Here is a 24757-nt window from a genome sequence, read left to right on the forward strand (position 1 = left end):
CACGGGCAGTTCAAGCTCTCTATTCCCAATTCTTAAGGATATAATGATTTGCTTAGAGAATCAATTAATCTTTTTCATAGCGAACCCTTCTCATATACAGTAGGTATTCAGAATTTTATGGTAAAATTGAATTGATTCGAGAAATCTCGTTAATTATCTAGTTTGTTAATTTGATATAAATAATGGAATAAATACATAGGGGGAATACACATGGGGAAGGTTAGTTTCATTTCTGGAATCGTATGTATTGCATTAGGTGGAATATTGTACACGACGGAAAGATTTATTGCTGTTTTTCAATACGGAATAGAGGTTGTTCCAGTAGAACTTAATGGAAGTGGCTCACTTCCAAGCGAACCTAATATGCCAGCTATTTTTGATAACTTTTTTGTTGGATTATTATTATTTCTTGGGCTTGCATTACTCGCATACGGAATCGTTCACACCTACAAAAATAACGTTCCTTTAAAATAATAGCTAAATCTAGTAAGGCATCTTGGTAAACAAACCAAGATGCCTTACTATTTAGTAAATATTAAAATTCTATTAGAAATACCATAAAAGATTTACATTGTGGTAAGGTAAATTATTGATTCTTCGTTTCAACCCCTGTAGCCATTCCCTCTCTTGCTACTTCTATGAAGGATAATATGATTGGGGAAAGCCACTTATCTTTATGCCAGGCCATCTGTGTATATACGTGTAGGTCTGGAATTTGCCATGGAAGGGGAACTAGCTCACCCCGTTCGACTTCGGCTTCTACCGTTATTTCAGGAAGGAAAGCAATTCCTATTTCAGCGATTGCACATTGTTTAATCGCTTCGGCGTTTTGAAATTCTAAATACGTAATACTATCAATACCCTTTTTCTCAAATGACCGGTCGAACATGGTTCGATAGGTACAGCCCTTTTCATTTACTAGGAACACCTCTCCATGAAAGTCTTCCTGTTGGAGTATAGGTTGTTTCGCGAGACGATGATCTGGCGAGACGAAAAAGCGAAATGTTTCTTCCACTAGCGGTTCGACTGTTAGCCCTGTCGAGAGAATGGGTTCGTCCAGCATAAAGACTATGTCTGCTGTTCCGTCGAAGAGCGTTTGCTTAAGCTCTTGATTAGGAACAGAGCGGAAGATAATACGAACCCCGGGATGCTGTAAACGAAATTGCTTAAAAACATTCGGAAGTCGATAGGCACAAAGAACCTCGTTGGCACTTATGGTTAGTGTGCCACTTAAATGTTCATTCTCATGAACGATACTACGAGCTTCATCCAACTTGTCTAGAACGCTCTGGACATGAGTTAAAAACCGTTTACCTGCAGTTGTGAGGACAAGTTGCTTACCTAAGCGATCAAAGAGTCGAACACCAAGCTCTTCCTCCAATGCTTTTATCTGCATCGTGACATTGGAGGGGACGTAGTTTAGCACTTCTGCAGCCCGACTGAAGTTTAAGGTGGATGCAACCATGCGGAACGTATTCAATTGGCGCAATTCCATGACACTCCTCCATTCAACTTTCAATATTATTGAACACTACTTTGATTTTTGTTCACTTTTTTTGAGACTAACACAGCTTTATACTAATAACAAGAAATACATTCATAACGTTTGTATTTCAATTTGAAGGGAGAGACAATGCAATGGATTATGAAATTTTTGATTTAGGTGACGTAACATTACAGTCAGGAGTGACGTTACCAAACGCCTTTCTTGCATATAAGACTTATGGAAAATTGAATGAAAGAAAAGATAATGTGATTGTCTATCCGACTGCATTTGGTGATCAGCATATGCAGAACGAATGGTTGATTGGAGAAGGCATGGCACTAGATCCAAATGAATATTTCATTATTGTTCCAAATCTATTAGGGAACGGGTTATCCTCGTCTCCTAGTAATACGCCTCCTCCATTTGACCGGGAAAACTTTCCGCAGGTTACCATTTATGATAATGTGCAATTTCAATATCGGCTGGTAACAGAAAAATTCGGTATTCAAAAGATTGCTCTTGTAGTCGGATGGTCAATGGGAGGCATTCAATCATTCCAATGGGGAGCAAGTTATCCAGACATGGTGGAACGAATTGCACCTTTCTGTGGAGGGGCAAAGACTTGGCCACAAACTTTTGTTGTTCTTGATGGTATGAAAGCTGCGCTCATGGCGACAGTTGGCTTCGATTCAAGTAAGTTAAACCAGCTGACTTCTAAAGACATGCGTGCCGTTGGCCGTGTCTATGCGGGATGGGGCTTGTCTCAGGCATTTTACCGAGAGGAGCTTTATCAAGTAATGGGATTTGACTCATTGGAAGACTTTGTAGTGGGAGTCTGGGAAGATAGCTTTATGAAGATGGATCCGCATAATGTCCTTGCCATGTTATGGACAGGGCAGTTTGCTGATATTAGTGCGAATCCGACCTATAATGGTGATTTTGATGAGGCGCTTAGAAGCATCAAGGCGCACGCCTACATCATGCCAGGAAGCAGCGATCTATTCTGTACGGCGGACGACAATAAATATGAGGCTAAGCTTATACCGAATGCTACTTTTAATCCTATTGATTCAGTATGGGGCCATTTTGCCGGTCGCGGAATTAACCGTGTCGATAATAAATTTATTGATGCCAGCCTAAAACAATTGTTGGCGACTAGTGTAACGGATAGTTAATAACTGTTCAACAGGATGTTTCTATTAAGTGCAGTGGTGTAGGATTCCGGTACAGAAATTGATGAATTATTGTGGAATGTATGATGGGGAATCAGATAGCTACTTGGATTTTTATAGATCGGTAGATGTCTACAAGGTATCGTAGAGATATATTTCATAGGAATATGTAAAACGAGGATATACTTTATTATTATATAACCGAGGATGCTACTATCATTCTCGGTTATATAATATGTAGAAGAACTTTTTTCCCTTCGGACAAAAAAAGTGAAATCAACTTTGGTAAAATTTTTTCATTATATGTATTGACACGTATATATGTTTAAGTGTATATTAAGGGCATGAATACAACTACGATGCAAATAACATTACAGACAATCGCAGAGCCTAATCGTTTTAACATTGTGGAGCTTTTGAAAAAAGGCCCCCGCTCTGTAAACGAAATTGTTATGGCACTCAACATTGGCCAGCCACAGGTGTCTCGTCATTTACGCATTTTGAGCGAGACAGGAATAGTACGGTCTCGTACGAAGGGACAGATGCGAATATATAGTCTTGAAGCTCAACCATTTCAGGATTTAGATGCATGGTTCGATTCCTTTAGTGTTTTATGGGAGGAACGACTAGATAACTTTGAGGACTATATGATCGACATTTTACGAAAGGAGGATAACTAGCTATATTTTTTCACTTTCCGCATAGGAAGGTAAACAGTAGGTTAACAAGCTAACAAGGGTGAATTTAATTTGAGAAAAAAAACAAAAATTTTCAAGGATCAGGTACGTCGAGAACTTACAATTGAGCGTACAGTAGCAATCCCCCTTCAGTATGCATGGGACGGATGGACGAAGCCCGAACATATTGCTCGTTGGTGGGGACCAAAAGAATGGACATCCACAGTTTACGAGATGGATGTTAGACCGGGTGGTGTTTGGCGCTATCGTTTATGTCCCGATAATGGTGATGGAGAAGAGGCATACTGTAAAGCTATCTATCAAGAAGTTATTGAACCATTAAGACTTGTGTATATAGACTCATTCACTGATAAGAATTGGAACATTGTAGAAAACAGTGAAATGTACACTGTTGTAACCTTTAGTGAGGTAATGGAAGGCTCAGTACTTAGGATTATTACTCGCTTCAATTCCAGTGAAGAGCTAAACAAAGCCGAAGAAATGGGAATGGTTAAAGGATTTACAGATGCCTTTGACCGTTTAGAAGAATACTTAATCTCAAAAAATGGAGGTACGTTATGAACACATTAATCTCAAAGGATGGGACAAAAATTGCTTACAAAAAGCAAGGGTCTGGGCCATCATTAATCCTAGTAGCCTCTGCTGCTGCTGATCATAAAGATGCTGAACAACTAGCTGTAAAGCTTGCAAGTCATTTTACTGTTTATAATTATGATCGTCGTGGAAGGGGGCAAAGCACCGATTCTTCACCGTATGCAGTGGAACGTGAAGTGGAAGATATTGAGGCTCTTATAAATGAAGCTGGTGGCAAGTGCTTTTTGTTTGGAAGTTCCTCTGGTGCCGTGTTAGCAATCGAAGCTGCAAGTAAACTTGAAGACAAAGTCATAAAGCTATTTATGTATGAACCTCCTTTTATTATTGATGATAGTCGCCCACCTGTACCAGCAAATTATGTTCAGCATTTAAACCATTTGATTGAAGAAGGCAAACGAAATGAAGCTGTTGAGTACTATATGAGTGAAGCACTTGGTATACCATCTGAATACTTAGAGTATGTGAAAGCTGATCCTTCTTGGAAATCAATGGAAGGAATGGCACATACGCTAGCTTATGATGGAATGATTATGGGTGAAACTCAATCTGGTAACCCATTACCAGTTGATCGGTGGAAAATGAATGTTCCAACATCTGTTATGGTTGGAGAAAATAGTGAACCTTATTTCCATGACGCTGCTAAGTCACTTGTTAACCTGTTACCTGTAGCTAAATACCAAACACTTTCTGGGCAAGACCATTCAGCAGTTATGATGGCTCCAGACGTACTAGCCAAAGAAATGGTGAATTTTTATCTGAATTCTCATCATGATCTGAATGAGGTGTCTATTTAATATTTTCAGAGGATGATTACCATTAACGGTAGACATATTTTACAGAAAGATATCGCCCTTTTTTGGGAAGACTATTCTAATTTATGAACGGGTACTATTGCGTAATAAGACATACTATGAAGCAGAACTTCCAGTTAATTGGAAGTTCTGCTTTTCTTTATATAAATATTAAACTTTAGCGGTATCTTTTCTTTGAATATTACTATTCAATTAGTTTGTAAAAATAGACTGGTGATACTTAAGCATATCGCTATTTTCTTTTAAAAGTCTAAACCATTAGGAAAATAGTATACGATTACCAATTACCGCTTAAACACCCGATCCCCATCATAACTATAAACCGTCAGTTTATCATCTACATAAGTCTCTATATAAACTTTCCTACCCCACAACTGATAAATATATGGTAGTACGTTTTCCAAATAATGTAGGTCTAGCTCTGTTCCTTCATACCCATGAACCAAATACAACTCTCCATTACGCATATAATCCCCATCCACTACGGTGATGTACGGGAAGCCTCCATTCACTCGCATGGATACTAACTGATCTCGAATTTTTTCATAGTCCTTATCGGATATTCTGTAGTACGCACCTTGTTTTTCAAATAAATACAGGTCCTCTTGTTCGACCAAATCCTTTGTAAGGTAATTTCGGATAAAGGATATATCTGACTCAATCTCACGCACTTCAAATATTTTCTCACGTCCAGAGCCGGCTTTTACACCTCGTTCTAGCATTTCTTCCGTTGGGTTATTATAGCGTTCTTCAATGTCTTCGAATATTTTCAGTCCTAAATAATAGGGATTAATTTGTTGTTTCGATGGCTGGACGACAGCAGAGTTTAGCTTAGCAAATTCGATGGTTTCTTGAGAGCTTAGGTCTAACTCGCGCAGGATGCGTTGGTGCCAGTAGGAAGCCCAGCCTTCGTTCATGATTTTCGTCTCCAGCTGTGGCCAAAAATAAAGCATTTCCTCCCGCATCATTGTTAGTATATCCCGCTGCCAGTCATCTAGCTCACGACTATAGTTTTCAATAAATAATAGTAGGTCCTTCTCAGGCTTTGGTGGGAACTTCTTACGTCGCTTCACTCTTGACTTATCCTCTTTTGGTTTTTCATCTATATCCCATAAATCATCATAATCTGTTTTTACTTTTTTATTGGGAGATTCCTCTTCTTCAAAAACATATTCTGGTAGCTTTGGGCGAACAATCGAAGGGTCAATATGCTCTTGAATGGCTAAGACCGCATCAAGAAACTTTTCCACCTCATCCTTGCCATGGATTAATTCATATTGTGCAATACGTTCAGCAGTGGCTGTCATGCTCTCCACCATATCTCTTCTCGTATTAGAAAAACGCACATTGTTTTTAAAGAAATCGCAGTGTGCTAAGACATGCGCGATAATAAGTTTATTTTGAATAAGACTATTCGTATTTAATAAAAAGGCATAGCACGGATCTGAGTTAATGACAAGCTCATAAATCTGGCTTAAGCCTAGGTCATATTGTAGCTTCATACGATGGAACTGCTTCCCAAAGCTCCAATGCGAGAATCGTGTTGGCATGCCATAGGCACCAAATGTGTAAATGATGTCAGCGGGACAGATTTCATAGCGCATCGGGTAAAAATCTAACCCAAATCCCTCAGCAATTTCGGTAATTTCTTCAATTGCCTTGTGCAGCTCTTTTGTATCGGTCAATGATGATCCCTCCAAATATGCTTTGTATAGTTTATGAAGGAGAAAAGGAATGATGAACAGGATGCACGAATAAAATAAATCGTAACCATTCCTATTTACAAATCGTAACGATTACGATATAATCGTTTTTGACTTTAAAAAAAGGGAGAGTTGTTAGTTGAAAAAAAGCTGGATTATCATTGTTTCTTTAGGAATTATTCTATTATTGGCGGCATGTAGCACTCCATCATCTACTAAGACAAAAGATGATGATACATTAACAATCTATACTTCTATTTATCCACTTGAGGATTTTGCAAAAAAAATTGGCGGAGCACATGTTCAAGTGAAAACCTTAATCCCTGCAGGTTCGGACAGCCATACATACGAACCTACCTCAAAGGAAATATTGAACATTGCAAGAGCAGATGCCTTTATATATAACGGATTATGCATGGAATCCTATGCGGATAAAATTAAAGATACGTTAAAGAGTGAGGATGTTTTAATAGTAGAGGCATCAGATGGCGTGGAAGCGATAAAGCATGCGCATGGGGAAGAGCATGAACACGGTGAAGAAAATCATGATCACGGACATGGGGATGCAGATCATGAAGAAGGTGGGCATGATGAACATGAACACCACCATGGTGACATTGATCCGCATGTCTGGCTAGACCCAGTAAGAGCCGAGGTCCTAGCAAGCAACATTAAGGATGCTCTAATTGAATTACAACCTGAATTCAAAGAGGAATTCGAGCAAAACTATGAAACATTAAAGAATGACTTAGAGGCATTGGATGAAGATTTTCATAACTTAGCATCGCAGAAGGAGAACCCAGAAATGATAGTTTCCCATGCCGCATATGGTTACTGGGAACAGAGCTATGGAATCAAACAAATTCCTATTGCTGGTCTATCTTCAAGCGAAGAACCATCACAAGGTGAATTGACCAAAATTATTCAGCTCGCAAAGGAAAAGAACATTCAGTATGTGATATTCGAACAAAACATTACTCCAAAGGTAGCGGAGGTTATTCGTGAAGAAATTAAGGCTGAACCGCTATATCTTCATAATCTATCAACATTAACATCTGACGATATCAAAAATGGTGAGGATTATTTTAGTTTAATGAAGCGAAATTTAGAAACCTTGGAGAAGGCTTTAAAATAATGTAAAATACCTGTGCTGGATTTTTTCCTGCACAGGTTTTTCTTTATTTGGATTTTACATACTCCAATACTTACTATAAAGACGCCCCATGACTGAATACCCTTCAACCTCCCCCAAGTGGGTTGTCCTTTCCTTTTCTGCCATATTATGTATAATTAACACAAGCATGATATCGTTGAGCGGGTGGGAACCACTTTCCCTTCTGAACACCAGAATAAATGGTGGAAGGAGGGGATGCCAATGGAGACTGTATTATCGATTCTGATGGTACTATTTACAGCTGGAGCTTTTTTAGTAACACTGTTAAACTTCATTCGACAGTTAATCAATGACTTGATTAAAAAAAAGTGAACCCCACCCTTAATCGCTAAAATAACTTAGGGTGAGGTTCTTTCCTGTCCATTGTGTTCAGGAGGGGAACCCACCTGAACTTCAGTATCATGCCCAACCGAGAATGTTCGCGCATTCTCAGTTTTTATTATCCTATTACCTTCTAGCTATTATTATACATAATACGAATCAAAATGTCTAATAGCACTCATTTATAAGATATATACAATTTCATATATCCCCACAACTTACTTGGACCCAACCATCACTTTACACATATTATTCGTAAATTCAACCGGATCATCAACTGGTAATCCTTCAATTAGCAGTGCTTGGTTGAAAAGAATCGTTGTGTATAGATTTAATTTTTCCTTATCATTTTCATATGCTTCCTTCAACGTTTGGAAGATTTCATGGTTTGGATTAATTTCTAATACTTTTTCCGCTTTAATCTGTTGATTATCTGGCATCGCATTGATAACTTTTTCCATTTCGATGGAGATTTCACCATCTGCGGTTAAGCATACTGGATGTGTTTTCAAACGCTTAGACACTCGTACCTCTTTTACTTTGCCAGCTAAGTGCTCCTTCATGTATTCAAAGAGATCTTTGTTTTCAGCTGTTTCCTCTTCTGTTGCCTTCTCTTCCTCTGTATCAATTCCAAGGTCATTGCTAGAAACGGATTTAAACTCCTTCTCTTCGTAGTTCATTAGCATACGAATAGCAAATTCATCAATTTCTTCAGTAAAGTAAAGAATTTCATACCCTTTATCCGCTACAAGCTCTGTTTGTGGAAGCTTGTCTATACGTTCGATGGATTCACCTGTTGCATAGTAAATATACTTTTGATCCTCAGCCATTCTAGACACATACTCTGCTAAGGTGACAAGCTTTTTCTCCTTGGAGGAATAGAACATTAATAAATCCTTTAATGTATCCTTGTTTGCACCGAACTCATTATAAACACCAAATTTTAATTGGCGCCCAAAAGCATTATAGAACTTCTCATAGCTTTCTCTGTCGTCTCTTTGTAGGCTGATAAGTTGTTGCTTAATCTTCTTATTAATATTTTTCTCAATAAGCTTTAACTGTCTGTCATGCTGCAGCATCTCACGTGAGATATTTAATGACAGATCCTCTGAATCAACAAGGCCTTTTACAAAACTAAAGTGATCTGGAATAAGGTCTGCACATTTTTCCATGATTAGCACACCATTTGAATATAGCTCAAGACCTTTTTCGTAATCTTGAGAGTAGTAGTCAAATGGACGATTTTCTGGAATGAATAGAATAGCATTATAACGAATCGAACCATCTACACTTAAGTGAATATGCTTTAGTGGCTTATCAAAGCCATAGCGCTTTTCGCGATAGAAGTTCTCATAATCTTCATCGGTTAGCTCACTTTTGTTCTTCTTCCAAATCGGAACCATACTGTTAATGGTTTCTTCTTCCTGGTATTCTGTATATTCATCATCGTCATCATTCTTCTTGCTTTTCGTAACATCCATTTTAATTGGATAACGAATAAAATCAGAGTATTTTTTGATGATTTGTTTTAAGCGATATTCTTCCAGATACTCATCATAGTTCTCATCTTCTGTATTCTCTTTTAGCTTCAGGGTGATTTCCGTTCCAACGGTATCCTTTTCTACCGGTTCGATGGTATAGCCATCAGATCCCTTTGATTCCCATTTATATGCTTGGTCACTACCTAATGCTTTACTTACCACGGTTACAACATCTGCAACCATAAATGCCGCATAGAAGCCGACACCGAATTGACCGATAATATCATAGCCATCCTTAATTTCGTTTTCAGATTTAAAGGCTAAGGATCCACTCTTAGCAATCGTACCGAGGTTTTTCTCCAGCTCTTCCTCAGTCATACCAATACCTGTATCAATAATTTTTAGTGTACGAGAATCCTTGTCTGCCGTAATTTTAATAAAATAATCACTTTGATTAAAGGTTAAGTTCTCATCTGTGAGTGCCTTATAGTAGATTTTATCGATGGCATCACTTGCATTTGAGATTAATTCACGTAGGAAAACCTCCCGCTGTGAATAAATAGCATTAATCATTAAATCCAATAATCGCTTAGATTCTGCTTTGAACTTCCTTTTTCCCATTCTCCACATCTCCTTTTCTACCTTTATTACTAGAAGTATTAAATGGTCAACTTCATTTTAGCACTCTAACATGTTGAGTGCTAATAATTCTATCAAATAAATACCATATTTATTTTTCTGCTGTCAATAGATTGGTTTATCTCCGCATATTTCCTATACTTTTTGGAAAATTTAAGGGCAGGAGGGATGGCATGGAACACCAATTTTTATCGGTTGAGGAATTTAACAGACAGCTTCAACAGTGGAATGGCCAACAAATTAAAATTACCAAGCACGAAATGGATGATGTTGATAAAATAGTAATGCATTTACAGGATATTTCCTATGACCTAAACACGAGAAGAATTGACGATTATGTACCGAGGTATAATCTATTATTAAAAGGGGATGGGCGGATTGAGACACTAGCTTCTATGAGTAATCAGCCGCTTCCAGCATCGGTTTATGAAATCCCCCTTGAGAATAATACCCTATATGAATATGATGGGGAAAAATTCTTTATAACGACAGAGCGTGGTGTTTATAAGATTGAACAGGTTTATAGTTAATTATCGTAACTTGTATTCGCTTGCCTTTTTGCGAATGGCTTCGTTCTTCTTATGCAGAAACGAAAGTCGTTTATCCTTACCTATTTACAAATAAAAAGCTCCCCCTAGCATTGAATAAGGGGGAGTCGAATTTCCTCAAACACCAACTGCCTCACGTTGAAAGAAATTTTTCATCGCATGATATACATCTCGCTTTTCCTTTAAAATATAGTGACGGAACTTAGGATTCTCAATCGTATTATATGCGCGCATTAGTGTCGAATGACGATTGTAAATATTCACCTCAGCATAGCCGAACATATTAGACACATCCATTATTTCATTGACCAGCCGGATACATTTCGGGTTATCCGAGGTAATGTTCTCCCCATCTGAAAAATGAAAAGGATAAATATTATAGCGGGATGGCTGGTATCTGTCTTCAATTAGCTCTATCGCCTTCTCATATGCTGATGAACAAATTGTTCCTCCGCTTTCACCCTTTGTAAAAAACTCTTCCTCTGTCACTTCCTTCGCTTCCGTGTGATGAGCAATAAAAGCAATATCTACATGCTCATATTTCGTTTTTAGAAAGCGAGTCATCCAGAAGAAAAAGCTTCTCGCCATATACTTTTCGAATGTACCCATCGAGGCACTAGTATCCATCATCGCTAAGACAACGGCCTGTGATTCAGGCTTCACAACTTCATTCCATGTTTTAAATCGTAAATCATCATTATAGATTGGAATTATTCCAGGGCGCCCATCTCTTGCATTTCGCTTTAGTGCTGTTAAAATAGTGCGTTTTTTATCAATATTACCCATTAGCCCCTTCTTTCGCACATCATTGAATTCTATTTTTTCAGTAACAATCTCTGCTTGGTCCTTTTCTTGTAAATTAGGTAATTCTAATTCTTTAAATAGGGCTTCCTCTAGCTCTTCTAATGATACCTCTGCCTCATAATAGTCTTCTCCAGGTTTATCACCTGCCTGCTTTCCACCGCCGAGGCCTTGCTGTCCCTTTGCATTCGGATCCTTGCCAATGACATCTCCTACTTTACTATCTCCATTCCCTTGCCCTACATGCTTTGACTTGTTGTAATTGTAACGAATTTTATATTCGTCTAACGAACGGATTGGTATTTTAACGATATCCCGTCCATTCGACATAACGATACTTTCTTCACTTACTAAATCTGGTAAATTATTTTTGATGGCTTCCTTTACTTTATCCATGTGGCGTTGTTGATCTTGAAAGCCTTTGCGATGGAGGGACCAGTTTTCCTCGGAGACAACAAAGCTGTGTTTACCTTCCTGCATACCTTCCCCTCCTATTCTTTTCGTTAAAAGTAGTGCAATCCTTTTGTGAGGACTACTATACTTTTCTCTATCATATGCAGCTAGGCGCATATTATTGCATTACGAAACGGTTTTTGGTTAACAAAAAGGTAACAAGACTAGCCTTTTTACAGGTTCTTGTTACCTTTTAGTGTATAATTATCGATTTAACAAGCTTCCAACGTAACGTAGCAGCTCATTTGCTGAAACAGAATTATAACCATACTCATCTATCAATCTAGCAATAACCTCATTTATCTTCTTCAGCTGTGATTCATCCGGTGTCTTCGAGGACGTGGTAATTTTCACAACATCCTTTAAATCAGCAAATAGCTTTTTCTGAATGGCTTCCCTTAGTCGTTCATGGGAGTTATAGTCAAATCGTTTTCCCTTTCTAGCGTAAGCCGAGATACGAATGAGGATTTCTTCCCGGAATGATTTCTTCGCATTCTCGGAAATACCAATTTGTTCTTCAATGGAACGCATCAGCTTCTCATCTGGATTCATTTCTTCACCGGTTAACGGATCTCTTAGCTTATTTTTGTTACAGTATGCTTCTACATTATCTAAATAATTATCCATTAAGGATTTTGCAGATTCTTCATAGGAATAGACAAAGGCCTTCTGAACTTCTTTCTTAGCAATCTCATCATATTCTCGCCTTGCAATTGCAATATAGTTCATATAGGTTTCTTTATCTTCCGTTGATATCGAAGCATGCTGATCAAGTCCTTCCTTTATCGATCGCAATACATCTAATGCATTGATGGAAGGTACTTCCTTCCGAATAATCGCTGAGGAAATTCGGTTAATCACATAACGCGGATCAATCCCCTCCATCCCCTCGGTCGGAAACTCCTTCCTTAATTCATCAACATCTACTTGATTATAGCCTTCTACACTTTCCCCATCATACAAGCGCAGCTTTTTTAACAGATCTACACCCTGTTTCTTTGATTCTTTTAATCTGGTTAACACAGAGAAAATGGCAGCCACTCGTAAAGCATGTGGAGCAATATGGACATGGGCCATATCACTTTGCTTAATCATCTTTTCATAGATTCGCTCTTCCTCACTAACGCGTAGGTTGTAAGGGATTGGCATAACGATAATTCGGGAATGAAGTGCTTCATTTTTCTTATTGGAAATAAAGGAGCGATATTCTGATTCGTTCGTGTGCGCAACAATTAATTCATCGGCAGAGATGAGTGCAAACCTCCCTGCTTTAAAATTCCCTTCTTGGGTAAGTGAAAGTAGATGCCAAAGGAATTTCTCATCACACTTCAGCATTTCCTGAAATTCCATCATCCCTCTATTCGCTTTATTTAATTCCCCATCAAATCGATATGCCCTCGGGTCTGATTCAGAGCCGTATTCAGCAATGGTTGAGAAGTCGATACTCCCTGTTAAATCTGCTATATCCTGTGACTTCGGATCCGATGGGCTAAAGGTTCCAATCCCGACACGCTTATCCTCAGAGAAGAAGATTCGTTCCACCATCACATCTTCCACTCGCCCACCATATTCCTTTTCCAGCCTCATCGTATTTAATGGCGAAAGACTTCCTTCGATTCGTATTCCATATTCCTTATAAAAGTCCTCCCGTAAATGATTGGGAATAAGGTGTAAAGGATCCTCTTGCATTGGACAGCCCTTAATCGCATAAATTGCACCTTCATCCGTACGGGAATACTTTTCTAATCCTCTTTTCAACATCGTCACAATTGTTGATTTCCCACCACTAACCGGTCCCATTAATAATAAGATTCGCTTTCGCACATCAAGTCGCTTTGCTGCAGGATGAAAGTACTCTTCAACAAGTCTCTCAATTGCCTCCTCTAAACCAAATATTTCCTCACCGAAGAAATGGTACATCTTCTGACCATTTCGTTCTTCAACTCCAGCTGCTTTTATCATATTGTACACGCGCGAATGCGCTGTCTGGGCAACCTCTGGCCTCTCCTTGACAATTTCCAGGTACTCCGCGAATGTACCCTCCCACTTCAGACGATTTTCTTCCTCTCGATAGCTCTTCACCTTGTTAAGAATATCCATGTTTGTTTTCCCTCCATCTTGGACGCGGTTTATATAGCTTATGCGTGAGGTAGTGTCGTGATGCCGAGAACTTTGTAGGGAGTGATGGCAGCTTCATAAGATGTAATTCACAGCACCAACCACACACCACAACCAAGCTATCCAAAAATTCCCCAAGAAATTCTTGTCAGGATATTGTATAATAGTAAAGGTTTTTTATTGTATTATGTATTATCTCTGTATTAAAATTTATAACAGATTCAGATAGAAAGTGAGATGTTCGTAATGGGACGTAAGTGGAATAACATCAAGGATAAGAAGGCAGAGAAGGACAAAAATACAAGCCGTATTTATGCTAAGTTCGGTCGTGAAATTTATGTAGCTGCTAAGCAAGGGGAGCCTGATCCAGAGGCTAATCAAGCCTTGAAGGTTGTATTAGAACGTGCGAAAACCTATAGTGTTCCTAAGCATATCATCGAAAAAGCTATTGAAAAGGCTAAGGGTGGAGCAGAAGAAAGTTATGATGAGCTTCGTTACGAAGGATTCGGTCCAAACGGTTCAATGCTTATCGTGGATACATTAACAAACAATGTTAATCGAACTGCTTCAGAGGTTCGTGCTGCTTTCGGTAAAAACGGAGGAAATATGGGTGTCAGTGGTTCTGTTGCTTATATGTTTGATGCTACTGCAGTATTTGGTGTAGAAGGTAAAACTGCTGATGAAGTGCTGGAGCTTTTAATGGAAGCAGATATTGATGTTCGTGACGTAACAGAGGAAGAGGACACGGTTATTGTCTATGCAGAGCCTGATCAATACCATGCTGTTCAAGAAGCATTCCAATCCATCGGTATCACGGAGTTCACTGTAGCTGAGTTAACAATGCTTCCTCAAAATGAGGTTACCCTAGATGATGCTGCAAGAGAACAATTCGAAAAATTAGTGGATGTATTAGAGGACTTAGAAGACGTTCAACAAGTTTATCATAATGTTGATTTAAGTTGATTCTATGTATGCACCTGCTGACATTTAGTTGTGCGAATAATGATAATTAACAACCGATAATTTCATTAAAAAATGTAACTATTTAAATAAGATAAAAAACGCTTGGACCTGAGCTAAATTTTGTCCAAGCGTTTTATTATTTTTACGGTTCTTCTTTGATATCTTACTTTCTGCATCTTCGACGAAAGTAATTTTAATCAACAAAGAATGGATCGGGACGCAATAAATAAACCACACGAAAACTGCTAAAAAAAGCTATGCAACCAATTGGTGCTTTTTTTGTTCCATCTTTTGAATCGGATACCATAGTAGGTGGAATAAAATATGCACGATAATTGCAGCAAATATACCTGCTTCCAAAAATGCCCACCCAGCAAATACTCCAACCCAAATATTGCCCAAAATAGTATAAACATACATAGCTGACTTAGGTTCAGTGGAGACCATCTTGATGGAAGGTAAATGTACTAGAGAAAAAAGTATGCTTGAAATTCCAATCGCGATAACCACTGCTGTAATCGTCAATGGTTTAAAAGCAAATTGTAAAAGCCATAAAATGAAACTCATGATTCCCCAGCGAAACATAATTTCTTCGACAAACCCAGCATAAAGAATACGGCTTAAAATACCAATATTATGATAATGTTTTTCAATTTCTAGGTAGTCCTTCGTTGTAATACTTTTCAGCAAGTAAAAATAATACAACACTAAATTTCCAACCGAACATATGACTCCAAAGATTAGGCCATATTTTAAAATACTATATACATTAAATTCTAAAGGAATAATATCTACTTTCGGTACTGCAAATGCCCCGATCGCGCCAAATAAAACAACAATTGCAAAATGAGCAACCAAACGCTCCTTATCGGAAATTTCATCGTTGTTTGGCATTTTCTTCTCTGTTTGAAACATAAAATAAATTCCCGGCAAACAAATAGCTACAGTCAGTAACAATAGATACCAAAACAAGGCAGTCCCCCCTTTTAATGAACTCACTGTTCCTTTTTTATGTTAATAATCATTTATGGTTTATGATAAATTACACTTCTTACTTTAATACCTACACCAATCTTAACATTAACCTCCATTGGATTCATCAGAATTATTGAAATAATTATTTTTCTCAACTGAATAGCACTGTTGTAGATAGCAAGGTTTGATTAAACGATTAATATTGGCTGGTATTATGATAGGTGAGGAGGATTTTTATTAGAAGTGGTCTATTAGTGTTGGTTTCAGCAGAATCTGGGTTTGGTGTCTATTAGATGCGTTCTAATAAACCGAGTTCTTCAATATCTAGGTGGAGCTGTCTATTAGAAGTGTCTATTAGACTAAAGTCAGCTATATACAGGTTTAGTGTCTATTAGATGGGTTCTAATAGACTGAGTTCTGCAAAATCCGGGTTTAGTGTCTTTTAGAAGCGGTATATTAGACTAAAATCAGCTATATCCAGGTTTAGTGTCTATTAGAAGCGGTCTATTAGACTAAAATCAGCTATATCCAGGTTTAGTGTCTATTAGAAGTGCTCTATTAGACTAAAATCAGCTATATCCGGGTTTAGTGTCTATTAGAAGCGGTCTATTAGACTAAAATCAGCTATATCCAGGTTTAGTGTCTATTAGAAGTGCTCTATTAGACTAAAATCAGCTATATCCGGGTTTAGTGTCTATTAGAAGCGGTCTATTAGACTAAACTCAGCTATATACAGGTTTAGTGTCTATTAGATGGGTTCTAATAGACTGAGTTCTGCAAAATCCGGGTTTAGTGTCTATTAGAAGAGCCCTTTAAACTAGAATTCAGTGAAAGTTCATAGGGAGAAGCAGCGCTTCTCCCTTAACTTCAACCAAGTGGACTTAATTATTATCGATAATCCGTTTTAACATCTTACATATTTCCGTTTAAAACCAAGCCTGCCTCTATCTATTTCTTTTTGGATATTCTCGAGGGCGTTTAGGAAACTGCTCTTTTTATTTTCCCGTTTTACTTCTACTATACCGACTTCCTTTGCCGTCTCTACTGCCTTTTCATGACCCGGTAAATAGGAAATTCCTACAGTATATATAAAATTGTTCATCGAGGATTTAGTCCGTTCTGGGGAATCATGAATCGTATTTTTCACCATATTAAGCATATTGGAGATCTTACTTTCAGAAAACGCATTGTCTTTTCGATTTCCTAGCAGCCAGCAATAGCAGCTCCAGCCTGCTGACATTCTAAGTTCATCACCGCTTGCAATCCATTGATCAGCGACCTCTTGTGCAATATCCGACTCTGATAAGGTTACTGCCACTACATAATCAGAAAGCATATAAAAATAAGCATCATCCATCCAACGATCAAAATCCGATACTGTCATGGCTTTGGGGTCTGCTATAATGCCTGCAAAATACATGGCGTCGTAATTACCAGTTGCATAAAGCTCTTCAGCTAATGGTTGATTTATTTTAATTTTCTTTGCCATCGGCTTCATAGCACCTGTAGCCACGCCAAAGAGCGGCTCGTGGGCGCCATTAGACATGTAAATCTTTTTTGTTCGTTCCTTGCCGAGAGCTTCGAGCTCCTGCATCACTGTTTCGAAATCCATAATATTTGCACTTCCTTACCTAATCTATTTGGCTATTTATTGGCTCTTTAAAACTTCTATACTTCTCGATTTTACCATGAATCTTATTGAAGTATACTACACCATTACACCATAATAAATTCTTCATTTTGATCGACAATGATTGTTTACTAATAATCCCAAGATTTCATAAAGCTTCTTCCTTTTATAAAACTATAGATCCATCAGTAGTACCATGTGAACAACATAATACCCCACCAATTAAAGAAAGCACAACCGTCGGATAACAACTATTTTCTTAGCAACTTGACTCACCTTAAGTAGAATTCTGTACATACTAATGGTTAGTGATTGCAATTTTCCTAAAGGATATTATAAAGTTAGTTAGTGACGTTATTTAGGTGAAACCTTTAAAATGAACGAATCATCATGATTCTGGAGGAAGTATAATAATGCCTTATTTATTTTTAGCACTTGCAATCGTTGGGGAACTTATTGGTTCTTCTTTATTAAAAGCATCTGAAGGGTTTTCAAAGCCTTTTCCTACCATTGGTGTAATTATAGCATTTGTTGGATGTTTCTTCTTTTTATCATTATCCTTGAAAACAATTCCATTAAATACTGCATATGCGATATGGTCGGGAATTGGGATTATTGCTACTACCATTATTTCCGTTTTAATTTGGAAAGAGAAAATTAATGCGGCTAGTATTGCCGGAATAATATTAATTATTGTCGGAGTGGTCATATTAAACTTATTTGGACCAGGGCATGGAGAATCAAGTCAGGAGGCAAACAAGGCTATTACAATTAATGAAAGTATCGAATAACAAAAAATTCTTCTTACATAAAGGGAAGGATTTTTTTCTTTATCATTTTATAACAAACCTTAGACCACTAACCTGCTATTTATTCAAAAAATAACCTGTGAAAATTTCATTTTAGTTTGAGCATAACAACTACTCGGTAACGCCCCTTATAGTAAATTCTTTTAGGTGTTCAGCCAACACGCCCGAGAAACATAAAATATGTATTTCATAACACTTCTATGGTCCAACAATTATTAATACAATATCATCTGCTATTGTACGCATAACTGCAAGATGTCCTCCATATGGTTTTTCAATTGGTGGTTGAATCCAATGAATATTTTCATTTTCCTTATGTGTATTATAGAAGTCTCTCACATCTTCTACTAAAACCTCAATATCTGGTTCCTTCCATTCTTCACTATCATGTAAAACAAACTCCGTGTTTCCATCAGTAAATGATAGCCCTACCATATTTGAGCCATTTGTTTGTTGAGAACGAAACAATTCAATCGCACCGAAAGTATTTTTATAAAAATCAACAGAGAAGTCCAAATTTGGGGTGAAAAGCGATACTGCTTGTATGAATTTAATTTTTCCTTTGCTGCTTGAAGTCATGAAATATCCCCCTTTAGTTGCCATTTTAAAATTCCCATGAGTTTAATTCTCCTTTTGTTTCATACAATGTCCATCCTGTTTTACGAAAATAATGATTTATTGATGAATGCTTAGGACATGTAGCACGCACAGGACCTGCATTTATATAGGAAAGCATGTCCTTTAATAATCCTCGATTTCTATGGGTTTTACATATCGCAAATTGATAAAGTGATACACTATTGTCTGTCTTTTTCTTATAAAATCGAAGAGCGCCTACTAAATTATCATCTTTTATGGCGATTAACATCTGGTTTCTCCTAATAGCCGCTTTCACTCCATCAGGACAAACAAATTCTCGATTGTAGATCGTACCACTATCCATGTCTATGTTCTCATCAAAAAATGCCAGTACTTCATTCGTATTCGACTGCACTGCAAGCTTGATGTCTAAAGCATTATTCCTACAGCTTAGCATAATCAGCACCCCTAATCAGAACGTGTGTTCTAATTATACCATAACATTATTTGCTAGGATAGTGGTTTTCACTAAATTTCACCAGCAGCTTCTTATCTTTCTAATGTATTTTCCCAGAAATATTTTTTCTAAAAGAACAATGTCACCTACAAAAATTACTTTGGTTACCCATCACGCCCAGTTTAACAAGGCATTTATTCATTCTTCTACGTAATTTGTGCTCAATCTTGCATTCTCACTATCTATATAATCTAAATAGTCTGCGTTTCTAATGGAGGTTCCAATTCGTGGGGAAATCTATTAATCAAATTTGTGGCTACCCGAAATTTAATTATTTGTTATTATTTGAAAAATTACAAGAATGGCATATAATCTATGTGAATATAAAATATTTTTATTCATATATTCACATAAAGGGGTGTTTGAATGTCTAGGGGATTTAATGAACATGAAAAGCAAGTCATTACCAATTCTCTTATCGAGCAGGGACGGATCCTTTTCAGCAAAATGGGGTTTCAAAAAACGAGCATTCATGAAATTACTCAAAATGTTGGTATTGCTCAAGGGACTTTTTATAAGTTTTTTAGTTCAAAAGAAGAATTATATTTCGCAATCCTAGAAATCGAAGAAGAAAAGATAAGGGAACAATTTGTTAATCTTAAGGTTAGCAACGAAGATCAGCCAAAGAAAATAATTAAAGGCATCCTTCGAAATTTTATTAATGCGATCGAAACAAATCCACTTATACGTGAATTGTATTTTGGAAGTAATATGGAGGAAATGCTTAAAAGACTATCTCCAGAGTTACTAGAAAAACATTTCGCCAAAGATAGTGATGCCATTTTAGCTTTAATTGAAAAATGGAGGGCTTTAGGGATACAAGTGAAGGAAGACCCTGCCATTATTGCTGGTGTACTTCGATCCTTGTTTGTACTCACACTTCATGAAAAGGAAATTGGTGAAGCCGTATATCCTGACACTCTCGAGCTGCTTATTGATCTTATTGTTGATGGGCTCATTGAGGAGGATTGAACATGCTTCAAGTTATTCAAACAAATAAGCTAACCAAAATTTATAAAGGTTTTGAAGCAGTTAAAAATGTTTCATTAAGTATAAATAAAGGAGAAATTTATGGTTTTATTGGTTTAAATGGAGCGGGAAAAACGACAACGATAAGAATGTTACTCGGTATGATTCGACCTACTCAAGGAACTAGCTATATAAATGGAAAAAAGGTCAATCATAAAAATTATAATATCTGGGAAAAAGTAGGATACATGGTTGAAACGCCTTATTCCTATCCTGAACTAACGGTGGAGGAGAATCTTGAGGTTTATCGCCGCCTTAGAATGGTTTCGAGTCCCGATGCTGTTTTAAGAGTGATGAATCTTCTAAATTTAACACAATACGCACGAAAAAAAGCGAAAGATCTTTCCTTAGGGTATGCTCAACGTTTAGGGATTGCTAAGTCCATTCTACATAAGCCAGAAATATTAATTTTAGATGAGCCTGTAAATGGACTGGATCCTGCGGGGATTGTAGAAATAAGAGAATTACTTCAGGACTTAGCATTTAATCAGGGCGTAACCATCTTAATTTCAAGTCATCTCCTTAGTGAAGTTGCTAAAGTTGCTACAAAAATAGGAATCATTCATGAGGGACAGCTGTTACAAGAAATAGAGTCAATCCAATTAAACAAACTGCTTAACCAACGTCTAATAATTGACTCTCTTGATAACAAATCAGCTGCGTCTAAACTGTCATCTGCTGGATATCCTTCATGGATAAATAAGGACGGTCTAATTAAGACCTATAACAAGAAAGCCATAAAACATCCAGAAGAAATATCTCGTTTACTTGTTTACCAAGGCTTTCCTCCAACTAAATTAATAGTGGAAGAGGAGGACTTGGAATCCTATTTTCTAAGAATTATCAGAGAGAAAGGAGAAATGTTGAAATGAGCTATTTTTTTCCTGCATTACAAGCTGAATGGCTCAAGGTTCGAAAATCAAAAGTCATTCGGATAACAGCAGTAGTTTTTACAATTGCTCCGTTAATGGCTGGTTTTTTTATGATTGTATTAAAAAATCCGGAGTTTGCTAACAGTTCAGGATTGTTAAGAGCTAAAGCACAATTTGCTGGAGAAGCAGATTGGACATCGTATTTACGATTACATGCACAAATTATTGCAGTAGGTGGGATTCTCGTCTTTGGATTTGTCACAAGCTGGATATTTGGAAGAGAATATGCTGACCGCACGGCAAAGGATCTCTTAGCACTTCCTTATTCACGAGCAGTTATTGTGATAGCAAAATTTATTGCATCTTTTATAACAAATATCTTACTTAGTGCTTATGTTGTGACCCTTGGTATTATAATTGGCTGGATAATTGGCCTCCCACTATGGTCTTCAGCTATCTTCGTACATGGTCTTTCTATACTACTAGTCGTCACCTTTATAACAATATCTTTATCTACTCCTGTCGCATTCATCGCAAGTTACGGTGGCGGATATTTAGCTCCGTTAGGCTTTGTTATTCTTACAGTTGTTCTATCCCAAATTGTTGCTGTTACTGGCTTTGGTGATTATTTTCCATGGGCTATCCCAGCAATATTTAGTGGTTTAACAGAGGGTGGTGGTGTACTAAGTTTCAATAGTTTATTCATCATTATTATTACCAGTTTGTTAGGGATCTTTAGTACCTTATATTGGTGGATTTTTGCAGATCAACATTAAAACAATTAAGTTATTTACAGCATATCAGTTTATCGATACCGAATATTACCGTTGTACACCCGTTAGTTGTAAATTATCTTATTACCCAAAAAGAAATACTGGTAAAATAACGGTTTCACGACATATCATAAATGGCTTGGTATTAATGAAGTACATTTGCATAAGTACTATCGCTGTATCATTACAGAGGTTGAAAACAAGTCAGTATTAGGAGGTGCAAAACCTTAAGTGATTGAACACTTCCTATTTATACTATTATCTCTTTCTCGAAAACTAAATTACTTATTATAACAAGGACTACTTTTAGCTAATACCATTCAAAAATTGATATCCAATATATACCGCCATTACCCAAATAATTACAGCAGACAACTGATTTAATCGCTTTAAAAATATTCCATTTTGATCATATCGACCAACTATTCTTCCCGTAAGTGCAAGTCCAATAAACCATAGCCAGGAGATCAGAATACATGCTAGTGCAAAGACCAGCTTCTCAAGCCCGTCATAAACGAGTGAGCCTGTTCCGATTACACCAATAGTATCTAGGATTGCATGTGGGTTTAATAAAGATACAGATAGAGCAAATGTTATTTGGCGTTTCGTTGAAAATTGCTGGGTGTTCTTTTCCTTAACAGGGTTACTTTTCCACATAACCCATCCCATATAGAGCAGAAAGAAAAAGCCGGCAAGAAACAATACCTGTCTTAATCCTGCAAAACTAAGGACTACAACAGAAACCCCGCCGACTGCAAGGGCAATCAACATGGTATCACAGATTGCTGCCGTAATAACGGCGGGGAGAGCTTGAAAGAACCTTGAGTGTGTGGCACCCTGGTTGAAAACAAACACATTCTGTACCCCAAGGGGAAGGATTAAACCAAATGCTAGAATGACTCCATGTATAAAAGGTTCCATTGTTCCTCCCTCCTATATTTCTAGCAATCTCGTCTTAAATGGATTTACCCATTCCATTAAGACTGCATGATGCAAGGATTGCTCATCCTCTAGATAGTTTTCAAGAATACGAATCGGGGTACGACCAGCATGCAATAAGAACGTAATAACTGGATCCTGTAATTGACCACGCAACACTTCCTCTAAATATTCCTGAGGAGTCAACCGATTTGCATGTCTATGAAAGCCAGGCATTCGTCCTCCTCCTACTAAACGTTCTAGCCCTAGCTGAACAACTACCTCATACATCGATTGCATGAGTAGCTTCCCCAGAGCCAGGTTACGATAGGCTGGACGAATGCAGATATCCACTACATAAAGTGTATTGCCATCTGGACTATGATTCCGAATATAGCCATCATCTGTCATCTCTTGCCATGTATGGGAGGATTCTTCCTTGTCAAAGTGAACGATTAGTCCCGTCATCGATCCTGCAAGTACGCCATTCACTTCTACACATAACGCGCCTTCCGGGAAAAGTGTCACATGGTTCTCTAGCTGTTCCATATTCCACCAGAGATCAGAAGGAAATGGTGGCGGAAAGCTCTCCCGTTGAATTTGAATAAGCCCTTCGAAATCCTGCCGTATATAATTTCTAACGACTACCGGAACAAATCCTTTCCCATTCTTTAAATAGACCTGCTTTAGATAAAGCATCAGGCTACAGTCCCTTCTTATTTACTAAGATCGGGATATAAGTCTAGACGTCTATCATTCCAAGTTGTTACCGATCCTTTTTCTCGTACTTCATGCAAGAGTGAAAGATCTAAGTCAGCAGTGATTAGCATATCATGGTTGAATTCGCCTTCCATCATGACACCATTTTTTGGAAATGGGATATCATTCGGTGTAATGATAGCTGCCTGTCCATAATTAGCACGCATAAAGTCTACATTCCGTAATGCCCCTACAGTACCAGTAGTGACAACATACACTTGGTTTTCAATTGTTCTTGCATGACTCGTATAACGCACACGATGAAATCCATGTAAATCATCTGTACAGGATGGGGCAAAGATAACATCTGCTCCCATACCACGAACCTTACGCACTATCTCTGGGAACTCCATATCATAACAAGTTAGCAAAGCAATTTTTCCTTTATTCGTTTCAAAAACTCGAATGGAATCTCCAGGTGTAATATTCCATTCATGTTTCTCCGTAGGTGTCATATGAAGCTTCGCTTGTTCCTCCACCCGTCCATCTGGATAGAAAAGAAATGCTGTATTATATAAATTATCTCCTTTTCTTACGACATGTGTTCCTCCAACAATATGCATGCCCGTTTCTTTGGCAAGTCCGGAGAACAAACCTATATATTGATCTGTGAAGGAAGGTAAATCGTCTACTCGGCTTGTTGTACCTTCAGAGATTGATAGCAGCTGCGTTGTAAAAAACTCCGGGAAGAGGACAAATTCTGAATCATATTCTGAAGCAGTACGAACATAGTGAGTAACCTGGGAAGCAAAATCATCAAAGCTATTTATCTTCTCTAAGTGGTATTGAACCGCTGATACACGTATTTTCATTGTTAAAGACTCCTTTTTGATTCATTCTACTAAGCTGTCTGCAAACCCTCGAGCAAGATAAATCAAGGGATTCACTGTCTATTTGTACTATATTTCATTACTTCATACAATACAACCATTA

The 24757-nt window shown here is 37.6% G+C and carries 24 protein-coding genes; 12 read left to right on the forward strand and 12 right to left on the reverse strand.

Translation table 11 applies throughout. The annotated features are described in order from the left end of the window. Nucleotides 1-210: 210 nt before the first annotated feature. Entirely contained in the window at nucleotides 211-474 is a 264-nt protein-coding gene (locus HNR27_RS12880; RefSeq protein WP_429340026.1) for a hypothetical protein, read from the forward strand. 112 nt (nucleotides 475-586) lie between these two features. Here HNR27_RS12880 and HNR27_RS12885 read toward each other — a convergent pair whose 3' ends face one another. After that, on the reverse strand, nucleotides 587-1495 hold the full coding sequence (locus HNR27_RS12885; protein ID WP_429340027.1) for a LysR family transcriptional regulator: 909 nt from the start codon (nucleotides 1493-1495) through the stop codon (nucleotides 587-589). 143 nt (nucleotides 1496-1638) lie between these two features. Here HNR27_RS12885 and HNR27_RS12890 point away from each other — a divergent pair, with 143 nt between their 5' ends. The 4 genes from HNR27_RS12890 to HNR27_RS12905 all read left to right on the forward strand — a co-directional run bounded on the left by HNR27_RS12890 (nucleotide 1639) and on the right by HNR27_RS12905 (nucleotide 4744). Continuing rightward, nucleotides 1639-2661: an alpha/beta fold hydrolase gene (locus tag HNR27_RS12890; RefSeq protein WP_429340028.1), complete on the forward strand. Its 1023-nt coding sequence runs from the start codon at nucleotides 1639-1641 to the stop codon at nucleotides 2659-2661. 341 nt (nucleotides 2662-3002) lie between these two features. Then, nucleotides 3003-3338: an ArsR/SmtB family transcription factor gene (locus HNR27_RS12895; protein WP_429340029.1), complete on the forward strand. Its 336-nt coding sequence runs from the start codon at nucleotides 3003-3005 to the stop codon at nucleotides 3336-3338. 69 nt (nucleotides 3339-3407) lie between these two features. After that, on the forward strand, nucleotides 3408-3917 hold the full coding sequence (locus HNR27_RS12900) for an SRPBCC family protein (protein ID WP_212920113.1): 510 nt from the start codon (nucleotides 3408-3410) through the stop codon (nucleotides 3915-3917). Further along, nucleotides 3914-4744 carry an alpha/beta fold hydrolase gene (locus HNR27_RS12905; protein ID WP_212920112.1) on the forward strand — a complete coding sequence of 277 codons (831 nt, stop codon included), beginning with the start codon at nucleotides 3914-3916 and terminating at the stop codon, nucleotides 4742-4744. The genes HNR27_RS12900 and HNR27_RS12905 overlap by 4 nt, the downstream gene beginning before the upstream one ends. Before the next feature lie 302 nt (nucleotides 4745-5046). On the opposite strand, the gene HNR27_RS12910 is transcribed toward HNR27_RS12905, so the two are convergent. Then, nucleotides 5047-6447: a SpoVR family protein gene (locus tag HNR27_RS12910; RefSeq protein WP_429340030.1), complete on the reverse strand. Its 1401-nt coding sequence runs from the start codon at nucleotides 6445-6447 to the stop codon at nucleotides 5047-5049. A 157-nt stretch (nucleotides 6448-6604) separates the two neighbouring features. Here HNR27_RS12910 and HNR27_RS12915 point away from each other — a divergent pair, with 157 nt between their 5' ends. Next, nucleotides 6605-7600 carry a metal ABC transporter solute-binding protein, Zn/Mn family gene (locus HNR27_RS12915; RefSeq protein WP_429340031.1) on the forward strand — a complete coding sequence of 332 codons (996 nt, stop codon included), beginning with the start codon at nucleotides 6605-6607 and terminating at the stop codon, nucleotides 7598-7600. A 578-nt stretch (nucleotides 7601-8178) separates the two neighbouring features. On the opposite strand, the gene htpG is transcribed toward HNR27_RS12915, so the two are convergent. Further along, nucleotides 8179-10062 carry a molecular chaperone HtpG gene (gene htpG / locus HNR27_RS12920; RefSeq protein ID WP_429340032.1) on the reverse strand — a complete coding sequence of 628 codons (1884 nt, stop codon included), beginning with the start codon at nucleotides 10060-10062 and terminating at the stop codon, nucleotides 8179-8181. A gap of 191 nt (nucleotides 10063-10253) precedes the next feature. On the opposite strand from htpG, the gene ymzB reads away from it, so the two are divergent. Continuing rightward, nucleotides 10254-10610, forward strand: coding sequence for a protein YmzB (ymzB, locus tag HNR27_RS12925; RefSeq protein ID WP_212920108.1), 357 nt, complete (start codon nucleotides 10254-10256; stop codon nucleotides 10608-10610). A gap of 135 nt (nucleotides 10611-10745) precedes the next feature. Here the strand turns inward: ymzB and yhbH are convergent, their stop codons facing one another. Beyond that, the gene (yhbH, locus tag HNR27_RS12930) at nucleotides 10746-11909 is read right to left on the reverse strand and encodes a sporulation protein YhbH (protein ID WP_429340033.1); all 1164 of its coding nucleotides are present in this window, start codon (nucleotides 11907-11909) and stop codon (nucleotides 10746-10748) included. Between the two features lie 177 nt (nucleotides 11910-12086). Further along, the gene (locus tag HNR27_RS12935) at nucleotides 12087-13982 is read right to left on the reverse strand and encodes a PrkA family serine protein kinase (RefSeq protein WP_212920106.1); all 1896 of its coding nucleotides are present in this window, start codon (nucleotides 13980-13982) and stop codon (nucleotides 12087-12089) included. 264 nt (nucleotides 13983-14246) lie between these two features. Between HNR27_RS12935 and HNR27_RS12940 the strand changes: the two genes are divergently transcribed. After that, nucleotides 14247-14963: a YebC/PmpR family DNA-binding transcriptional regulator gene (locus HNR27_RS12940; protein WP_429340034.1), complete on the forward strand. Its 717-nt coding sequence runs from the start codon at nucleotides 14247-14249 to the stop codon at nucleotides 14961-14963. Between the two features lie 255 nt (nucleotides 14964-15218). On the opposite strand, the gene HNR27_RS12945 is transcribed toward HNR27_RS12940, so the two are convergent. Together HNR27_RS12945 and HNR27_RS12950 are read right to left on the reverse strand one after the other, a co-directional pair. After that, nucleotides 15219-15935 (reverse strand): CPBP family intramembrane glutamic endopeptidase, encoded by a 717-nt coding sequence (locus HNR27_RS12945; protein WP_429340035.1) that lies wholly within the window; start codon nucleotides 15933-15935, stop codon nucleotides 15219-15221. A 907-nt stretch (nucleotides 15936-16842) separates the two neighbouring features. Continuing rightward, nucleotides 16843-17550: a DNA alkylation repair protein gene (locus HNR27_RS12950; RefSeq protein ID WP_429340036.1), complete on the reverse strand. Its 708-nt coding sequence runs from the start codon at nucleotides 17548-17550 to the stop codon at nucleotides 16843-16845. Between the two features lie 431 nt (nucleotides 17551-17981). Between HNR27_RS12950 and qacH the strand changes: the two genes are divergently transcribed. Next, the gene (gene qacH / locus HNR27_RS12955) at nucleotides 17982-18359 is read left to right on the forward strand and encodes a quaternary ammonium compound efflux SMR transporter QacH (protein ID WP_429340037.1); all 378 of its coding nucleotides are present in this window, start codon (nucleotides 17982-17984) and stop codon (nucleotides 18357-18359) included. Nucleotides 18360-18575: 216 nt separating this feature from the next. Here qacH and HNR27_RS12960 read toward each other — a convergent pair whose 3' ends face one another. After that, nucleotides 18576-18956, reverse strand: a complete 381-nt coding sequence (locus HNR27_RS12960) for a VOC family protein (protein ID WP_429340038.1) — start codon at nucleotides 18954-18956, stop codon at nucleotides 18576-18578. Nucleotides 18957-18981: 25 nt separating this feature from the next. After that, complete coding sequence (locus HNR27_RS12965; RefSeq protein ID WP_429340039.1) at nucleotides 18982-19413, reverse strand: GNAT family N-acetyltransferase; 432 nt, start codon at nucleotides 19411-19413, stop codon at nucleotides 18982-18984. A gap of 426 nt (nucleotides 19414-19839) precedes the next feature. On the opposite strand from HNR27_RS12965, the gene HNR27_RS12970 reads away from it, so the two are divergent. The 3 genes from HNR27_RS12970 to HNR27_RS12980 are packed head-to-tail and all read left to right on the forward strand — an operon-like array spanning nucleotide 19840 to nucleotide 22150. Next, nucleotides 19840-20445, forward strand: coding sequence for a TetR/AcrR family transcriptional regulator (locus HNR27_RS12970; RefSeq protein WP_429340040.1), 606 nt, complete (start codon nucleotides 19840-19842; stop codon nucleotides 20443-20445). Nucleotides 20446-20447: 2 nt separating this feature from the next. Next, nucleotides 20448-21374, forward strand: a complete 927-nt coding sequence (locus tag HNR27_RS12975; RefSeq protein WP_429340041.1) for an ABC transporter ATP-binding protein — start codon at nucleotides 20448-20450, stop codon at nucleotides 21372-21374. Next, a complete protein-coding gene (locus tag HNR27_RS12980; protein WP_429340042.1) occupies nucleotides 21371-22150 on the forward strand; it encodes an ABC transporter permease in 780 nt (259 codons plus the stop codon). The genes HNR27_RS12975 and HNR27_RS12980 overlap by 4 nt, the downstream gene beginning before the upstream one ends. A gap of 303 nt (nucleotides 22151-22453) precedes the next feature. On the opposite strand, the gene HNR27_RS12985 is transcribed toward HNR27_RS12980, so the two are convergent. Genes HNR27_RS12985 through HNR27_RS12995 form a run of 3 tightly spaced genes read right to left on the reverse strand, consistent with a single transcriptional unit; the run spans nucleotide 22454 to nucleotide 24636 of the window. Further along, nucleotides 22454-23068, reverse strand: a complete 615-nt coding sequence (locus HNR27_RS12985) for a LysE/ArgO family amino acid transporter (protein WP_429340043.1) — start codon at nucleotides 23066-23068, stop codon at nucleotides 22454-22456. 12 nt (nucleotides 23069-23080) lie between these two features. Continuing rightward, a complete protein-coding gene (locus tag HNR27_RS12990) occupies nucleotides 23081-23764 on the reverse strand; it encodes a GNAT family N-acetyltransferase (RefSeq protein ID WP_429340044.1) in 684 nt (227 codons plus the stop codon). Between the two features lie 17 nt (nucleotides 23765-23781). Then, on the reverse strand, nucleotides 23782-24636 hold the full coding sequence (locus HNR27_RS12995) for a carbon-nitrogen hydrolase family protein (protein WP_429340045.1): 855 nt from the start codon (nucleotides 24634-24636) through the stop codon (nucleotides 23782-23784). Nucleotides 24637-24757 lie beyond the last annotated feature (121 nt).

The organism is Ornithinibacillus bavariensis (assembly GCF_050433565.1).
GTDB lineage: Bacteria > Bacillota > Bacilli > Bacillales > Amphibacillaceae > Ornithinibacillus > Ornithinibacillus bavariensis.

Coding starts and splice junctions, on each gene's coding strand:
- HNR27_RS12880 (WP_429340026.1), top strand. CDS start 211: ATGGGGAAGGTTAGTTTCATTTCTGGAATCGTATGTATTGCATTAGGT.
- HNR27_RS12885 (WP_429340027.1), bottom strand. CDS start 1,495: ATGGAATTGCGCCAATTGAATACGTTCCGCATGGTTGCATCCACCTTA.
- HNR27_RS12890 (WP_429340028.1), top strand. CDS start 1,639: ATGGATTATGAAATTTTTGATTTAGGTGACGTAACATTACAGTCAGGA.
- HNR27_RS12895 (WP_429340029.1), top strand. CDS start 3,003: ATGAATACAACTACGATGCAAATAACATTACAGACAATCGCAGAGCCT.
- HNR27_RS12905 (WP_212920112.1), top strand. CDS start 3,914: ATGAACACATTAATCTCAAAGGATGGGACAAAAATTGCTTACAAAAAG.
- htpG (WP_429340032.1), bottom strand. CDS start 10,062: ATGGGAAAAAGGAAGTTCAAAGCAGAATCTAAGCGATTATTGGATTTA.
- ymzB (WP_212920108.1), top strand. CDS start 10,254: ATGGAACACCAATTTTTATCGGTTGAGGAATTTAACAGACAGCTTCAA.
- yhbH (WP_429340033.1), bottom strand. CDS start 11,909: ATGCAGGAAGGTAAACACAGCTTTGTTGTCTCCGAGGAAAACTGGTCC.
- HNR27_RS12935 (WP_212920106.1), bottom strand. CDS start 13,982: ATGGATATTCTTAACAAGGTGAAGAGCTATCGAGAGGAAGAAAATCGT.
- HNR27_RS12940 (WP_429340034.1), top strand. CDS start 14,247: ATGGGACGTAAGTGGAATAACATCAAGGATAAGAAGGCAGAGAAGGAC.
- HNR27_RS12950 (WP_429340036.1), bottom strand. CDS start 17,550: ATGGATTTCGAAACAGTGATGCAGGAGCTCGAAGCTCTCGGCAAGGAA.
- qacH (WP_429340037.1), top strand. CDS start 17,982: ATGCCTTATTTATTTTTAGCACTTGCAATCGTTGGGGAACTTATTGGT.
- HNR27_RS12960 (WP_429340038.1), bottom strand. CDS start 18,956: ATGACTTCAAGCAGCAAAGGAAAAATTAAATTCATACAAGCAGTATCG.
- HNR27_RS12965 (WP_429340039.1), bottom strand. CDS start 19,413: ATGCTAAGCTGTAGGAATAATGCTTTAGACATCAAGCTTGCAGTGCAG.
- HNR27_RS12970 (WP_429340040.1), top strand. CDS start 19,840: ATGTCTAGGGGATTTAATGAACATGAAAAGCAAGTCATTACCAATTCT.
- HNR27_RS12975 (WP_429340041.1), top strand. CDS start 20,448: ATGCTTCAAGTTATTCAAACAAATAAGCTAACCAAAATTTATAAAGGT.
- HNR27_RS12980 (WP_429340042.1), top strand. CDS start 21,371: ATGAGCTATTTTTTTCCTGCATTACAAGCTGAATGGCTCAAGGTTCGA.
- HNR27_RS12985 (WP_429340043.1), bottom strand. CDS start 23,068: ATGGAACCTTTTATACATGGAGTCATTCTAGCATTTGGTTTAATCCTT.
- HNR27_RS12990 (WP_429340044.1), bottom strand. CDS start 23,764: ATGCTTTATCTAAAGCAGGTCTATTTAAAGAATGGGAAAGGATTTGTT.
- HNR27_RS12995 (WP_429340045.1), bottom strand. CDS start 24,636: ATGAAAATACGTGTATCAGCGGTTCAATACCACTTAGAGAAGATAAAT.